14 protein-coding genes and 1 other RNA gene are annotated in these 15,652 nt (G+C 37.0%); 13 read left to right on the top strand and 2 right to left on the bottom strand.

Translation table 11 applies throughout. The annotated features are described in order from the left end of the window. Positions 1-9: 9 nt before the first annotated feature. Complete coding sequence (locus tag CEF18_RS09060) at positions 10-510, top strand: CBO0543 family protein (protein ID WP_110936165.1); 501 nt, start codon at positions 10-12, stop codon at positions 508-510. A gap of 119 nt (positions 511-629) precedes the next feature. Here CEF18_RS09060 and CEF18_RS09055 read toward each other — a convergent pair whose 3' ends face one another. Beyond that, a complete protein-coding gene (locus tag CEF18_RS09055; RefSeq protein ID WP_317624102.1) occupies positions 630-1,022 on the bottom strand; it encodes a methyl-accepting chemotaxis protein in 393 nt (130 codons plus the stop codon). Between the two features lie 627 nt (positions 1,023-1,649). On the opposite strand from CEF18_RS09055, the gene CEF18_RS09045 reads away from it, so the two are divergent. Next, positions 1,650-1,937 (top strand): hypothetical protein, encoded by a 288-nt coding sequence (locus tag CEF18_RS09045; protein WP_110936162.1) that lies wholly within the window; start codon positions 1,650-1,652, stop codon positions 1,935-1,937. Here the strand turns inward: CEF18_RS09045 and CEF18_RS09040 are convergent. After that, positions 1,926-2,981: a YheC/YheD family endospore coat-associated protein gene (locus tag CEF18_RS09040; RefSeq protein WP_110936161.1), complete on the bottom strand. Its 1,056-nt coding sequence runs from the start codon at positions 2,979-2,981 to the stop codon at positions 1,926-1,928. The genes CEF18_RS09045 and CEF18_RS09040 overlap by 12 nt on opposite strands. Before the next feature lie 248 nt (positions 2,982-3,229). Here CEF18_RS09040 and CEF18_RS09035 point away from each other — a divergent pair, with 248 nt between their 5' ends. The 11 genes from CEF18_RS09035 to CEF18_RS08985 all read left to right on the top strand — a co-directional run bounded on the left by CEF18_RS09035 (position 3,230) and on the right by CEF18_RS08985 (position 15,624). After that, positions 3,230-4,861, top strand: a complete 1,632-nt coding sequence (locus CEF18_RS09035; RefSeq protein ID WP_110936160.1) for a DUF2339 domain-containing protein — start codon at positions 3,230-3,232, stop codon at positions 4,859-4,861. A 127-nt stretch (positions 4,862-4,988) separates the two neighbouring features. Next, positions 4,989-7,277 carry a DEAD/DEAH box helicase gene (locus CEF18_RS09030; protein ID WP_110936159.1) on the top strand — a complete coding sequence of 763 codons (2,289 nt, stop codon included), beginning with the start codon at positions 4,989-4,991 and terminating at the stop codon, positions 7,275-7,277. Positions 7,278-7,372: 95 nt separating this feature from the next. Further along, a complete protein-coding gene (locus CEF18_RS09025) occupies positions 7,373-8,683 on the top strand; it encodes a ribonuclease H-like domain-containing protein (RefSeq protein WP_110936158.1) in 1,311 nt (436 codons plus the stop codon). After that, positions 8,658-10,568 carry a DUF294 nucleotidyltransferase-like domain-containing protein gene (locus CEF18_RS09020; RefSeq protein ID WP_110936157.1) on the top strand — a complete coding sequence of 637 codons (1,911 nt, stop codon included), beginning with the start codon at positions 8,658-8,660 and terminating at the stop codon, positions 10,566-10,568. The genes CEF18_RS09025 and CEF18_RS09020 overlap by 26 nt, the downstream gene beginning before the upstream one ends. A gap of 2 nt (positions 10,569-10,570) precedes the next feature. After that, positions 10,571-11,302, top strand: a complete 732-nt coding sequence (locus CEF18_RS09015) for a 3'-5' exonuclease (RefSeq protein ID WP_110936156.1) — start codon at positions 10,571-10,573, stop codon at positions 11,300-11,302. 366 nt (positions 11,303-11,668) lie between these two features. Next, positions 11,669-12,100, top strand: coding sequence for a CotD family spore coat protein (locus CEF18_RS09010; protein WP_110936155.1), 432 nt, complete (start codon positions 11,669-11,671; stop codon positions 12,098-12,100). Between the two features lie 264 nt (positions 12,101-12,364). Beyond that, entirely contained in the window at positions 12,365-12,925 is a 561-nt protein-coding gene (locus CEF18_RS09005) for an SLOG family protein (protein ID WP_110936154.1), read from the top strand. Positions 12,926-13,060: 135 nt separating this feature from the next. Further along, positions 13,061-13,306, top strand: coding sequence for a cell division regulator GpsB (gene gpsB / locus CEF18_RS09000; RefSeq protein ID WP_407690414.1), 246 nt, complete (start codon positions 13,061-13,063; stop codon positions 13,304-13,306). Between the two features lie 214 nt (positions 13,307-13,520). Next, the gene (locus CEF18_RS08995; RefSeq protein WP_110936152.1) at positions 13,521-13,922 is read left to right on the top strand and encodes a reverse transcriptase-like protein; all 402 of its coding nucleotides are present in this window, start codon (positions 13,521-13,523) and stop codon (positions 13,920-13,922) included. 57 nt (positions 13,923-13,979) lie between these two features. Next, an RNA gene (gene rnpB / locus CEF18_RS08990) (RNase P RNA component class B) lies at positions 13,980-14,359 on the top strand. Between the two features lie 119 nt (positions 14,360-14,478). Then, the gene (locus CEF18_RS08985) at positions 14,479-15,624 is read left to right on the top strand and encodes a THUMP domain-containing class I SAM-dependent RNA methyltransferase (RefSeq protein ID WP_110937640.1); all 1,146 of its coding nucleotides are present in this window, start codon (positions 14,479-14,481) and stop codon (positions 15,622-15,624) included. Positions 15,625-15,652: the final 28 nt, after the last annotated feature.

Raw genomic sequence — 15,652 nt, 5'->3', positions numbered from 1 at the left:
AGGTGTCTTATGAAGGATAAAACAATATTACATGTAATTACCGTGATTTCAATGGGAGGGTTGGCATTTTTATTTCGAAAAGGTCCAGTAAAGGATTGGTTTCTCATTTACTTGTTAAAATCACTATTATGTACATTTTTAGATGTGCCTGTTAATAAGAAAAAATTTGTGAAATATCCAATACGCTATTTCCCTAAATCGTTCGACTCCAATATCGTATTCCTTTATGTCATATTTCCGTTACTCTGTGTGCTTTATAATCAATTCACCTATAAAATGAAAGCCGTAAAAACAATACCAAGTGTCTTCCTCTATAGTACACCAATGGTACTAGTGGAGAAGTGGTTAGAAAAGAACACGAAATTAGTGACATACAGTAAAGGATGGAACAGTTATTTTACATTGTCCTATCTTACATTTGCATTCTGGTTGGTACGTTTAATTATTGAGGGTATTCGTGCATTAGACCGTAAAAGAAATACTTCTCCTAATAGCGGAGCGGTTAAGTGACCCAATTTTTATTGGGAGTAATACACAATCGTAAAGAGATTTTGCTTCTATTTTTTAAGCACCATAAATAAGAGCAAATATCTCTTTACTAAAATCTTACCTTTCCGGAAGAACTTGAATTATAAAGTCAATATTCTTTTCACTGATTCCGTTAACCGTTCATTTAATATCGTTAGCTTGGAATTAGCCTCTGAAAATTTAGTGACGATCTCGGTGTTTACGTCGACAGTAGAATTTACCTCATCTAAAGACAAAATAAGTACTTCTACTCCATTTTGAATATTGGTCGTAAAGGTGAAAATTTCTTCAGAAGCTTTTTTAGTACCGTCAGATAACTTTCTGATTTCATCAGCCACTACGGCAAATCCTTTACCTGCCTCACCAGCTCTTGCAGATTCAATATTTGCGTTTAAACCTAATATATTAGACTGGGATGATATTTTTCTAATAAGTTCCAGCATATTACCAATTTGTTTTGAGTTATCGCTAACTTCTCCAGTATTTTCACTCAACACTTTACCCTAATACCTTCGTTATAAGCATTTACCTTTTTTTTACATTAGTCGAAATTGGTCTGTACGGATAATATTCCTAATTAAGTACTCTAATTATCTGTCAAATAGGTACATACTTTATATAAAAACTAGTGCGTCTTCCCCTTGGACAAAAGAAAAGTCTCACTATTTCACTCCAGCAAGAAAAAAAGTGGGGAATGTGTGGCTTGTAACGCAGATAAGCGATTCAAAGCAGAAGGGATACTTTAAAAATCCAACGCTCTTAAGTAAACGTTACACCGGTCCTTTAGCGGCAAATGAGTATATCTCTTTTAAATTAGGTAAAATGCTTAAACACCCAGTTGCACAAATAGAATTGGCAAAGATAAAAGGGAAATTTGGTATTGTATCTATAAAAAAGAAGGATAAGTCTTTAACTAATTGGAGAAGTCTCAGTAGTCGATATAATAACGTTTTTAATCATGTTATTCGACCACATAGGTAAATCAAAATGTTTATATTTGATGTATGGATCTTAAATATTGATAGAAACAGTCGAAATATAGTTTTGTATCCAACTGGTAAGCAAAATAAATACGATTTTTATTTAATTGATCATGGGTTAAGCTTATATGGTTCATTTATATGGAAAAAAACAAATGGAATAGTACATATTGGAATGATATAGACAAATATAATAATCGAAATTTAAGAGGCTTAAAAGAATATCTATTGATAAACAAAGATCACTTATCATCTTATATTCGTGAGATCAAAGCTGTGCCAAACAAAACCATTAAAGAAATTATAGAAGGAGTAGCCGCAAATTTATTAACGGCTACTCAAAAAAAAGTTCTATCTAAATTCCTCATCAGACGTAAGAAAAGGTTGGATAGCATAGTAAAGAGGTATGTTAATGGTTTATCTACCTAAAAGATATTTCCCATACCCTACTGGATAATCGTATGTTAATTTAAATGTTCTTTTCATGCCAGCATTCAAAAAACTGTATCGTTGATCTCTAAAATTCACTTCAATAAAAAATGGTTTTCCACTTTTATCGATTCCAAAGTCGATCCCAACGTCAGCTAAAAGGGGGAGATGTTTGTCTAAGTGTTGTATAATATTCTGTGAAATTTGAGAAAGATTTCTTCTAATCATTTGCTGATTGTTAGGAAAGAGATGTTCAAATTTAACTGTTGAACCGCCTTGATGCACATTGGATAAATAAGCTCCTTTAGCTGCTACTTTTCCCACCATTCCACTAACCCTCCACTTTACTATCTGATCCTTTTGTATGGAGACACGAATATCAAAAGGCTGTTTATGATAAGTCTGCAGATTAATCGTTTCTTGGATAATGTATCTCTTTCTACCAATAAATTTAGATATGAATAAAAATAAGTTTCCGTGTTGAACCTCAATTATTTTTTTCTTGTTTTTTGCTGGGAAGTGAATTTTCCAACTGTTAGGGGAGTGTTTAATTACTTTAATTATTCCTTTACCAAGTGAACCTTTATCTGGTTTTAAAAAAAATGAGGGGAGATGTGAATACAATAAAAGGTTTCCTTTAGTGAGTAAATGCGTTGAGGGTAAAAACGGTCTTAATGTAGTATTTTTATTTAAGATATTATGAATTTGTAACTTGCTGTAATTATTCCAGGAATTATAAAAAATCACCTTATATTTCTTCTCAATAACTTCTAAATTTCTCCTGTAATGCGTACTTAATTTGGCTCTATTGTGTATTACTTTAGGTATAGAAACACGCCGCTGGTACCACTTATTCTTATGATTAAAATAGGTTAAAACTGTTCCATTACGAACATTAATATTAGATAAACTAAAGAAACATACCTCCACGTTATATTTTTTTGCTGCTTCTAAATATAGGCGAACCTTCTCATATCCTTTCCCATTACGAGCATTTTTCCAGACACGCCGATTCATCAGTATTCCTAACACTTGTTTACTCATTAATTAACCCCCCTCTAGTTAACAACAATAAAAAAGCCTCCTCATAATGTTACGATGAAGAACATCTCTATTTATTTGTATGTAATATCCTACTAGCCTGTATAGAGGTTTGCCTATAACTATCAATTAACATAGTGTCTGACACTATAACGAACATACAGATTAGTAATATATCCCTAATTCACCTAAAAAATGTTATAATTGCCGCGGATAGTTAGAGTAATAATAGTGGATTGGGGGGTGACGGGATGGAATCAGAAGAAAGGATCATTGATTTAGAAAAACGGGTTCGGCAATTAGAGGGAGACATTGCACTTTTAAAAACAAAAGATAAACCGTTGAAAAGTCAAAGCATGCCTAAACTAAAAAATGAAGTTGTCACTCCCGGAGTTAAAGAAAATAAGCAGCCTAGAGATTGGGAAAAGGAGATAGGTCAAGTTTGGTTGCCGAGAATTTTTATTTTTATATTATTAATTGGGGTTATATGGGCTTTTAGAGCGGGAACTGAATTAGGACTCATAAACGAGTACGTCCGAGTTGCTTTTGGATATTTAGCTAGTATTGTCTTATTATTTTTTGGATGGAAGCAGCATTTAAAGAAGCACATTGTTCTTTCGCAAGTGTTAGTTGGTGGCTCAATTGGGTTGATGTTTATAAGCACTTTTGCGATGCATGTGTTGTATGGGTTCATTCCATTAATCATTGCTTTTCTTCTTCATGTGTTAACCGTAGGTGCGGGCTTAACGTTTTCGGTGCAATTAAAGTCACAATCGATTGGGATTATAAGTAGCATTGGTGCATCTATTGTTCCGTTTTTATTAGCATCACAAGAAGGAAATCTTACATTTTTTCTTGGTTATGAATTCATCGTTTTTCTGGCTTTCATAGCCTTAGCCTTTAAACGGGAATTTGATATTTTATATTACGTCGTCACATATGGGTTTCAATTTGCATTACTGGCATATGCTATTTTCCAAGTAGAACCGGATGTTAGACTATTAACTGGAGCGGTTGTGTTGCAACATCTTGTGTTAGTTGGAATGCTACTAATAAGAAAGCAAGCGAAGGAATCTTCCTTGTTTCCTGTATTAACGACAGCTGTACTAACATCAATTTGGGTTATTTCAAGTTTAAATACCGTAGAGACAAATGTTGTTCTATTAGGTTTAGTGGGACTCTATCTGATTTTATTGTATTTGAAAAAGGAAGAAAGTCATAAAACTGCTTTATTCGTGTCTTCTTCAGCCATTGTACTATTTGTTTATTTCATGGAGATGTTTGAGACTTCTGTTGCTCTTCTTCTCCTTGTAGAAGGCTTGATCGTCATTCTTTTAACAGGACGATTAAAATCAAAGTTACAAGCAGTAATAGGGGCAGTTATCTACTCGATCGGGATGATACTTACTTTTTCTATGACGATTTTTTCTTTTTTTTCGATAGAAACGGTTACGTGGGCAGTGTTAATTGCTAGTTTAACGAGTCTCTATTTACTATTTAATGATAGTGATTATGTGAAGCGTAATGCAGTCATTTTCGCAAAAGTATTCATTAGTTTGTTAGGGTTGGTTTATGTTTCTCAACTGGCTGGTTTAACCACTTCCGATTCGATGATGCAACCAATGGTCATGTCATTGTCTTGGTTGATGTATGCTGTATTATTCGTAGCATACGGCTTTTATAAGAACGATAAGATAACAAGAATATTTGGAATGGCCTTGATCTTCTTCACATTGGCAAAAGTTATTTTGATCGATATTCCGGCTGTTTCAATGGCAATCAGAGCGATTCTGTTTTTACTATTGGGAACTCTCGGAATTACAATATCACGATTATTTTATCGCAAGGCTGAAAAAACAGGTGATAGTCACGCACCTAAATAAAAGATTTTTAGAATTATTCACCGAAGAATGTCCAAAAGGTCTCATGATCTTTTAAGGCATTCTTTTTTTGTTTTGAAATCCGAACGTATATTCTCTATAATAGAAAATAAGAGAGTGGAGGACAGACATGTTTGGAAAAAAAACGTTAGAACAATTAGTAGCCGAATTACGAAACGACAAGCAAGTAACCTATTGGCATGAGATTCCGGAAGAAGAGGCTAAAACAGCCAGCATGCCAACGGAGATAGATAGCAAGATTATTCATGCTTTAAAACAAAGAAAAATAGATAACCTATACACGCATCAGAAAAGTGCTTACACTAGCGTGATGCGAGGAGAAAATGTCGTTGCCGTGACACCGACAGCATCCGGTAAAACACTTTGTTATAATCTGCCGGTGCTGCAAAAGCATATGAACAATCCTTCCAGCAGAGCTCTCTATATTTTTCCGACGAAAGCGTTGGCTCAAGATCAAAAAGCAGAACTTAATGAAATCATAGATGAAATGGAAGTAGAGATGAATTCTTACACGTATGATGGCGATACACCTGCTAGCATCCGACAAGTCGTGAGAAAAGCGGGACATGTTGTCATTACGAATCCTGATATGCTGCATGCGGCAATCTTGCCCCATCATACGAAATGGATTTCTTTGTTCGAGAATTTAGAAACGGTAGTGGTTGATGAGTTACATACGTATCGTGGAGTATTTGGCTCTCATGTGGCCAATGTTATTCGGCGATTAAAACGTATTTGTGCGTATTACGGAAGTAAACCAACATTTATTTGTACATCGGCAACGATAGCAAATCCAAAAGAGCTTTCTTCCGAACTAATAGGAGAACATGTTCAGTTAATTGATAATAATGGTGCGCCAAAAGGGAAAAAGAATTTTGTGTTTTACAATCCGCCTATTGTTCATAAACAATTGAATATCCGTAAAAATTCTACCAAAGTAGTGAATGAAATAGCTTCTAAATTTTTAAAAGAAAAGATTCAAACGATTGTTTTTGCCCGTAGTCGTGTTCGTGTAGAGATTATTTTGAGTCATTTGCAGGAGCTCGTGAAACATGAGATTAACAAGCAGAGCATTCGAGGGTACCGAGGTGGGTATTTGCCGAAGCAGCGTCGAGAAATCGAACGGAGCTTGCGGAGCGGAGATACGATCGGCGTTGTGAGCACGAATGCGCTTGAATTAGGGGTTGATATCGGACAGCTGCAAGTATGTGTTATGAACGGCTATCCAGGATCGATTGCGTCCAGCTGGCAACAGGCAGGTAGAGCAGGAAGAAGACAGGATGAATCTCTCGTAATCATGGTTGCGACTTCTAGCCCTCTTGATCAATACTTGTTCCAGCATCCTGAGTTTTTCTTTGGGGGATCTCCTGAAACAGCTAGAATCAATAAAAATAATTTGATTATATTAGTAGATCACTTGAAGTGTGCAGCTTATGAGCTTCCGTTTAAACGCGGGGAGACCTTCGATGGCCATGAGGTAGAGGAGATATTAGAGTACTTAACAGAAGAGCGGGTTCTGTACGAGAATAATCAACGATGGTACTGGATGAATGCAGCGTTTCCTGCACATAACATCAGTCTCCGGTCAGCGGCACAGGAAAATGTTGTGATCATTGATCAATCCGTGAGAGAAAAACATGTGGTCATTGGAGAAATGGATACATTTAGTGCGATGACATTACTCCACGATGAAGCAATCTATTTACACGAGGGGACTCAATACCAAGTAGAATATTTGGATTGGGATGAGAAAAAAGCATTTGTCCGTGAAGTAGACGTAGAGTACTTTACCGATGCTAACTTAGCGGTTAACTTAAAGGTTTTAGAAATTGATAAAAAAAGACCGATGGGGAACCATGAGATTCAATATGGAGATGTGATGGTCACAGCGATGGCAACAATCTTCAAAAAAATTAAATTAGAAACCTTTGATAATATTGGTTCTGGTCCGATACATTTACCTGAACAAGAACTTCATTCGAATGGCATCGCGGTGACTTTTGCAGAGGAAGTATTTGAGGGTAAAAATGATGATCATGTCGAGCAAGTTTTGATGGGATTAGCTCATGTATTGCAACATGTATCTTGTGTGCATGTGATGTGTGATCAAAAAGATTTACATGCTGTTCCTGAAGTGAAGGCCATTCATTCCCAGCGGCCGACAGTCTTTCTATACGACCGGTACCCTGGTGGAATCGGATTAAGTGAGTGTTTATTTGATCAAATTGAAGAGATACTTCAGGATGCACTAGCGTATGTCTCTAAATGTCCCTGTAGTGACGGATGTCCATCTTGTGTCGGGATCGGCGGAAGTGATGCAGGTCAGCAGGTAAAAAAATGGGTAGTGAACCTGTTAAATGAGTCTGTTGGAGGAAAGAATAGCGGTATGCTTAACTAAATAGGGTTTATGGGTAGCGGCGCGGGGTTTCTCTTCGTCGTTTATCTCATGTTAAACTAAAATAAATGAGCCATAAGCAAGGGTAGGTGAAATGAATGAGCATGAAGTCCAAACTTTTACGTATGAAAAATCACTTACAGTTAGATGATGCGACGGAAACTTCCTTGGTTAGCAAAGTAGTCAAAATAGATAAGAGTACGCTAGAAGAAAGCTTCGAAGAATTAGGTTTTGAACCCTTTTATTTTGATGGGGAAAGGTCTTATCGAAAAAGACTAATCTATCCTTATGAATCAGCAAAAGACAAAGAAACGTTAAGAGTTATGGGAGAGATGAGGAGTTTGTGGGAACAAGAAGGACTCTCAGATCACCCGTTATCTTTTAAAAATCGTAAATTAGATCAATTATTGTTTTTTGATACTGAGACGACGGGCCTGTCGACCGGAGCGGGGAATGTAATTTTCCTGATTGGTTATGCCAGACTTAGAGAAGAGGGGATTGAGGTGACGCAACATTTGTTGGAGAACCCCTCTAATGAGGCTGCATTCCTCTCCGGTTTTTTAGAGGATTTTAGTGAAGATGATTATTTAATAAGCTATAACGGAAAATCGTTTGATTGGCCGCAAGTAAAATCGAGGCACGCATTCATCCGCAAAGAACTCCCGAAGCTACCAAGCTTTGGGCATATCGATTTGCTTCACTGTGCCAGGCGGTTATGGAAGCATGAATTGCCTTCATGTAGATTGGCTATTGTGGAAGAATATAAATTAAATATGAAGCGGATCGATGATATACCCGGAAGCATGGCGCCGATCCTTTACTTTGAGTATTTACATGAAAAGGATCCCCATCATTTAGCAGGAATTATCAAGCATAATGATCAGGATGTTCGTTCATTAGTCTATTTATATCAAGAAATTTGCATGAGGTTATTTCAGTGGAAGGATAAACCTACTTCCCCGATGGAACATTACTATATTGCAGATTGGTTTGAAAAATTATCTGAGTATAAATGGGCAGAAATACATTATAAATTAGCGATTGAAACGATGAATAAACCTTTTAGTCAAGGGTACTTCCGTTTAGGGAAACTAACGAAAAAGCTTGGTGATAAAGAAGGAGCCAGGTCTTATTTTATCGAGGCATTAAACCAGCATTCTCTTCCTTCTTTAGAGGTGTGGATAGAACTAGCTAAATTAGCGGAACATGAAGAAAAAAATGTTTATAAAGCGTATAATTATGCTAAAAGTGGATATTCTCAATGGAAAAAACAAACTAATATGCATTCCGTTTCTTTGAAAACGGCGAAACACATTACTGATTTAAACAAGCGTTTAAATCGATTAGAAAAAAAGTTAGAGATCAAAGAAGGTGGGTACGAGAGTGGTGAAAACGGAGGCTTATTATGATGTCATTCGGCAGTCTTTTCCTTTTGACTTATTGAGTGAAGAACAGTTTGAAGAACTGATGAGGGAATCAGAAACACAAGAGTTTCAAGAAAATGAATTTATGTTTCATGAAGAAGATGAAGAAGTAGAGGTTTATTTTTTACTAAAAGGATTAGCTAAGAATGTCCTTCACAGAGAAAGTGGAGAACAATTTTCTGTTCGTTTTTATTATCCTGGGGACTTGATCGGTGTCATGATTTTACTTGCTAGTGGACAAATGAATTTTTCCGTCCAAGCCTTGGAGGATTGTCAGACAGTGAAGTTCCGCAAAAGTATTCTGTTACGAACGATGACTGAAAACCAATCGTTTTCTGACGTGATTCTTTCAGGAATTGGCGAGAGAATGAAATCCTTATATGACGAAATAAAGAAAGAACGTCATGATATGGACAGTGAAAATATCGGTCTTTTCCGAACACGGGTTCATTCTATTATGGATCGAGCAAGAATGATCGATGACCAAAAATCTCTTAAAGATGCTGCTAGGCTGATCACAGAGTGGACAGTTGCGGGACTAGTTGTGGTTAATCAACAAGAAGAGGTAAAAGGGGTAATTACGCAACAACAAATTATCCGTGGACTCATTCAGGGAGATAAAGAGGATAGTATTACGATGTGGATGGAAAAAAATCCGCATACAATTCAAGAGAATGCCTTTAGCTATGAGGTGTTAACATTTTTCAAAGATGACTATATAGATATTGTCCCCGTCCTTAACGGAGAACGAGTGGTAGGAATATTGATGGCGGAATCTTTTCTTCAGCTGCAGGATTCCAAGTTTATAAATTTGTCCTATCGGTTACAGCATGCGAAGACTATTAAAGAATTAGCTCCTCTATCTCCGAAAAAAAATATGGATTTTTTACTTTTCACGGAAGCGCTGCTCGATGAGCGGACACATCCGTCGGAAGTTTGTGAGTTTATCTCAAATTACAATGATCATATTCATCGGCAAGTGATTAGATTTGCATTAGCAGAGATGAAACGAAAGGGATACGGAAAACCTCCAGTTAACTATTGTTTTATTGTCATGGGAAGCCAAGGAAGAAAGGAACAAGCATTTAGTACCGATCAAGATAATGGTCTTATTCTCGATAATTATCAGCATCTTCCAAACAAACAGGAGGTAGAAGAGTTCTTTCACCATTTTGCTGCAATCGTAAACGAATATCTTGTGAAATGTGGGTTTCCTGAATGTTCAGGTGGGATTATGGCAAGAGAACGTAAGTGGTGCAGAGAATTAAATGAGTGGAAAGCCGAAGTAAAAAGATGGGTGAAGGAAACAGATGCCGAAGAGGTAAGAGACTTTACAATTTTCATCGATTATCGCCCGGTTTACGGTGATTTCAAACTAGCAGAAAAGTTGAGGGATTTTATAACAAAGCCTGTAGAGCAAGGGAAAATTCTTCATATTATGCTTGCAAAAGATACTATTCGATTTCGGGTGCCTATTAATCCGATAGGGAGAATTTCTCTTAAAGGTAAAATGAAAACCTTAGATGTTAAGAAAGCAGCTTTAATGCAAATTGTAAATGGGATTCGAATTTTTGCGATCCGATACGGAATTCAAGAAGTTAGTACGATAGCACGGTTGAATAAACTGCAGGAAATGGAAGTGTTTCATCCTAGAGATGTGAAAAATGCTAAATTAGCGATGGATTATTTACATTATTTTAGAATTCATGCAAACATTTCTCAACTGCGAAATGAAGAACCTTTATCTAATTTGATAGCACCAATGACACTAGGAAAAGATGAACGTAAACAATTGAAAGATGCTCTTATTATTGCAAAACGCTTGCAACAAATGAGTGAGCTTAGTTTTGCAAAGAATAGAGGAGTATAGTAATGGAAATATCGGTTTTAAAAATTATTAAATATTTGATATATGATCGTTTTCACTTTGAAAAATCAAAGGACCAGTGGATTGAGAATCATCAGGAAACCTATGATGTTTTATGCGAAAAAATGAATCAAAGTGCTGAAACCAGTTTTCCGGCGGATGAGAGACTACAGGATCTTTCCTTTACCGTTTTTGATTTAGAAACGACTGGCTTTTTTCCGCGTGCAGGGGATGAAATTATCTCTATTGGTGCTGTGAAAATCACTGTGAGTGACCTAGGATTATCAAAACAATTTTATCAGATTGTTTCTCCAATAAAAAAACCATCAAATGAAGTTAAATTATTAATTGACATGACGCAGAAGCAAATTGATAGGGGGAAGGCATTTCCTGAGAGTTTAAATGATTTTATATCTTTTGCAGATCAATCAATTCTCGTGGCATATCCAGCTAGTTTTGACGTCCCTTTCCTTCAAGAGCTGTCCAAACGTTGGAATATGCCAACAGGAAATCTACCGCACATTGACTGTCATAAGCTGGCGCAATACTTATACCCTAACGAAAAGAATACATTAGATCATTTAGTGAAAAAGTTTGGGATTGTGCAGCAAGAAAGACATCATGCTTTAAATGATGCATTAATGACGGCAGAAGTGTTTCAATTTTTAATAGAAGAATTAATTCAAAGAGGAATTACAACTTTGCAGGAATATCGAAAGGCGATGAACATAAAATAAAAGACAATAAATATTTCCCGGGGAAGCGCAGTTTTCGGCTCTTTTAGCCAATAAATAGGGGTTGTAAAATGGTTATTGTGATGCATTACAAATTAACTTGTAAAAAAATGGCGAGAAAGTGAAAAAAATCATTGATTAATTGGCGGAATTTCATTATATTAATTGCTGGGGTAGTATATTTGTAAGACTACTCGGTAGTAATAATGAAGGAGAGAATGGTTATGGTGAAAGTGTTCCTTTGTATGTTTTTTCTTGTAATTGGATCAACATTTGTTCTTTTTCAATAAAATAGGTTAGTGACTAGTACATGTTGCAGTATGGATACATACGTTGATATTGAACCTATTAATAAAAGGAGGATATCACATGTTCCATCATTGCAAACCGCATAGGCAAGCAAAAGTACTACCGGCTCAAGTTTGCCCGGCGCAACAATCTGTTCAGGAAAAAAATTGTGACTATATTGTACCAGTCGTGCACCCTAGTCATACAACAAATGTAGTGAATCATAGATACAATTTCCAGCACAGCTATCCACACACGGAGTCTACAGTAAATCGAATTACAAATCAGCAATCATATGGCCCTCCAGCTCAAGTAGCAGGAGCAGCGACAGGACCAGGATTTGCTCCACAAGTAGCAGGAGCGGCAACGGGTCCAGGGTATGGACCGCGACCACAGGTAGCAGGATATGGACCAGGACCGGGGTATAATAACGCTCAGGTAGCAGGATATGGCCCAGGTTCAAAGCACTCTCCGCATGTAGCAGGTATGGGAATGAATCATGGTAAATGTTAATTGAAAAATAAGAACTATAACTCTAGCGAATTGGAAAGATGCCAATTCGCTTTTTTTTAAAAGCGAATTTATAATATACTTAGTATTTATAGAGATTGTTATGCCCCTTCGAACAGTATGTTCTAATGGTCGAGACTCCTGTGCAGGAATGATCCAAGCGATACTGCGCAGAGCGTTAGTTGGCCCGGGGTGGAGAAAGGTCACGCTGTATTTAATAAAAGACGCTACGCGTTTTTCTTACATAAGATTAGGGAAGGAGAATGAATGTTGTATAATGTATTGGCGGTGACGGGGTATAAGCCCCACGAATTAGGGATATTTAATGAAAAACACGAACAGCTTTCTTATTTAAAAAAGGCCATTTTGAAAAAAATAAGGCATTTGAAAGAAGAATTTGATATAAAATGGGTAATAACGAGCGGACAGCCAGGTGTAGAACTTTGGGCTGCGGAAGCAACGACTATTCTAAAAGAATCCTATCCCGACTTGCAGTTATCTACTTTAGCTCCTTTTCATAATCAAGAAGAAAGATTTTCTGAACCAATAAAAAAGCTTTATTCCACCATTTGGGAACAAAGTGATTATAAAGATTATATTACAAAACGTCCCTATGATAATCCGGCTCAGTTACGGTTGAAAAACCAATTCATCATTGACAAAAGTGATGCTCTGCTCGTTTTATACGATGAGGAAACAGAAGGTACACCTAAATTTTACTTGTCGTATGCTTTGAAGAAACATGAAACAGAATCATACCCTATTTTTTATTTAACACCGGATGATATCGAAGAATTGGTGCGGGACGAGCTGGATAATGAAAGCTAGAATTGACAAGTTCGCAAGTTTCTGAAAAAATGAAGGTATTACATGATTGTACTTATGAGGTGAACAATAGTGGAGAAAAAACAACTTGCAAGACTTTCCAAGAACGAAATATACGAGAAAGACTTTAAAACGAGTATGCGTGGTTATAATCAAGACGAAGTAGACCAGTTCTTAGATGATATTATTAAAGATTATGAAGCTTTTGAAGGGAAAATCCAAGCGCTTGAGCAAGAGTTAGAGAGTGTAAAGAATGAATCAACACCACCACCGAGAGTGGAAGCTCCTAAGCCACAGCCGGCAGCTGGAAATACGAATTATGATATTTTAAGAAGATTATCCAATCTTGAGAAACATGTATTTGGAAGCAAGCTGTACGATTGACTTCTAAAAGATGGTTGTATTTCTAGAGAGGACAGCCCTTTTATTGGCGAAAGACGGATACTTTCTGCGGGAAGAAATTCAGTTTCCTGATAAAGACCGTTTCTGCTTTTTCTCACGGGTATCTCAGCTTTTTGCTGATTTAAATCTCTATTCAATAACAACAATGGAATATCAGATCTTTCTTTAAAGATAAGGGACGAAGGGAGAACTTTATGTGATCGAGGTTTATACAGATGCGGGTAGCGCTGGGAATCCGGGACCTTCGGGTGCAGGAATTTTCATTAAGAATAATGGGAATATTATTCGTGAATCGATTCCGCTTCTTCCAATGTCCAACCACGAGGCTGAATTTCATGCTTGCTTGGAAGCTCTTCGTATTTGTAAAAAGCATGAGTTTTCGATTATATCGCTTCGTTCTGATTCTAAAGTTTTAGTTGAGTCGATAGAAAGAAAATATACAAAAAATCCTTTGTTTCAACCTTTATTAGCTTCTATACTAGCCACTATGGACCATTCTTTCACGTATGCTTTTATTAAATGGATTCCAAGTAAACAAAATAAAGAAGCAGACCGATTAGCGAAGAGAGCAATTCAATTAGCAAAAAAAGGAAGTTGATTTTATCTCTATTAGTGTGTTAATATTTAAAGTGTTGTTTTAAATGACAACCATTTTGTATTTGGGTAATCGCTGCATGTTTACATGTAGAGGAAAGTCCATGCTCACACAATCTGAGATGATTGTAGTGTTCGTGCCTGATGAAGTCATAAGTCAGGGTAGTCTAGCGATAGACTAACGGCAGGTGGCATGTCTAAGTTCTTCGGAATATGATATGTGTACCTTGAAAGTGCCACAGTGACGGAGTCTGTCTAGAAATGGACAGAGTGGAACGAGGTAAACCCCACGAGTGAGAAACCCAAAATAAGGTAGGGGCATCCTTGAGACGGAAATGAACGGATCAAGGGACAGAGCAGTCTGTAGACAGATGATTACCGCTCTTGTACGAGGGCTGACACCCGTTTGGAGTACGGAGTAACAGAACATGGCTTACTAAATACAAATGGCGTCTTCAATGAATGAGAATGGCTCTGCGATGTATATCATCGTAGAGCTTTTTACATATCTGATCTTCATAGGCTATACTAATAAAAGAATATTGAAAGGAATGATCTTGATGGAAAAAGTTACATTAATCGCGACTGCTGCGATGGGGTTAGAATCAATTGTTGCAGATGAAGTACGTCATTTAGGATATAAGGATGTCACTGTTGAAAATGGAAAAGTAATTTTTACAGCAGAGCCTACAGCCATTGCGAGAGTTAACCTTTGGTTGAGAAGTGCAGACCGTGTCAAACTACTGGTTGGAGAATTCAAAGCAGAAAGCTTCGAGGAACTTTTTGAAAAAACAAAGGCATTACCATGGGCGGATTATATTTCAGCGGATGCAGAATTTCCTGTAGTAGGAAAATCCGTTAAATCCCAGCTTTTCAGTATTTCTGATTGTCAGGCTATTGTCAAAAAAGCAGTAGTGGAGAGTTTAAAGAAAAATTATGCGATCGAATGGTTTGAAGAAAAAGGGGCTTTTCAACGAATTGAGATAGCTATACATAAAGATATTGCATCGTTAACTATTGATACAAGTGGAACAGGGCTTCATAAGCGTGGCTATCGTTATCTTCACAACGAAGCACCATTGAAAGAAACGATGGCAGCTGCAATGGTTCGATTAACGAATTGGTACCCGGATAAGCCTTTTTACGATCCTTTCTGTGGCTCTGGAACCCTTCCTATTGAAGCCGCGATGATTGGGCAAAACATAGCACCTGGTATCAACAGAACATTTGCGTTCGAGGATTGGGCATGGTACGAACAAACATGGATTGATCAAGCATTAGAGGAAGCCGAGGACTTAGCGAACTATGATCAGCCTCTTGAGATAGTTGGCGGGGATGTTGATCATAAGATGATTGAACTTGCTAAAAATAATTCTAAGGAAGCTGGTTTTCCTGACTTGATTGACTTCAAGCAAATGCAAGTCAAGGATTTCCACACAAAGAAAGAGAACGGGGTAGTCATAGGAAACCCACCATACGGTGAAAGAATGCAGGATAAACAATACGTAGAGAATTTATACCGAGAACTGGGAAAAACATTACGCCCATTAGACACATGGTCTGTTTATATTATCACTTCCCACCCGCATTTCGAAAAACTGTATGGGAAACAGGCTACGAAAAAAAGAAAGCTTTACAATGGTAATATTAAAACAAATTTCTTTCAATACTGGGGTAAAAAACCGTTAAGAAGAGATCAAAAATAGTTCGTGTTTTTTCAGAAGTACTTGATTC

The organism is Salipaludibacillus neizhouensis (genome assembly GCF_002886185.1).
Classification (GTDB): Bacteria; Bacillota; Bacilli; order Bacillales; family Salisediminibacteriaceae; genus Salipaludibacillus; species Salipaludibacillus neizhouensis.
Note: the sequence above shows the minus strand (reverse complement) of the source record. Positions and strands in the feature narration are given on the sequence as shown.

Coding starts and splice junctions, on each gene's coding strand:
- CEF18_RS09045 (WP_110936162.1), top strand. CDS start 1,650: ATGGAAAAAAACAAATGGAATAGTACATATTGGAATGATATAGACAAA.
- CEF18_RS09025 (WP_110936158.1), top strand. CDS start 7,373: ATGAGCATGAAGTCCAAACTTTTACGTATGAAAAATCACTTACAGTTA.
- CEF18_RS09010 (WP_110936155.1), top strand. CDS start 11,669: ATGTTCCATCATTGCAAACCGCATAGGCAAGCAAAAGTACTACCGGCT.
- CEF18_RS09005 (WP_110936154.1), top strand. CDS start 12,365: ATGTTGTATAATGTATTGGCGGTGACGGGGTATAAGCCCCACGAATTA.
- gpsB (WP_407690414.1), top strand. CDS start 13,061: ATGCGTGGTTATAATCAAGACGAAGTAGACCAGTTCTTAGATGATATT.
- CEF18_RS09035 (WP_110936160.1), top strand. CDS start 3,230: ATGGAATCAGAAGAAAGGATCATTGATTTAGAAAAACGGGTTCGGCAA.
- CEF18_RS09015 (WP_110936156.1), top strand. CDS start 10,571: ATGGAAATATCGGTTTTAAAAATTATTAAATATTTGATATATGATCGT.
- CEF18_RS09030 (WP_110936159.1), top strand. CDS start 4,989: ATGTTTGGAAAAAAAACGTTAGAACAATTAGTAGCCGAATTACGAAAC.
- CEF18_RS09040 (WP_110936161.1), bottom strand. CDS start 2,981: ATGAGTAAACAAGTGTTAGGAATACTGATGAATCGGCGTGTCTGGAAA.
- CEF18_RS09060 (WP_110936165.1), top strand. CDS start 10: ATGAAGGATAAAACAATATTACATGTAATTACCGTGATTTCAATGGGA.
- CEF18_RS08985 (WP_110937640.1), top strand. CDS start 14,479: ATGGAAAAAGTTACATTAATCGCGACTGCTGCGATGGGGTTAGAATCA.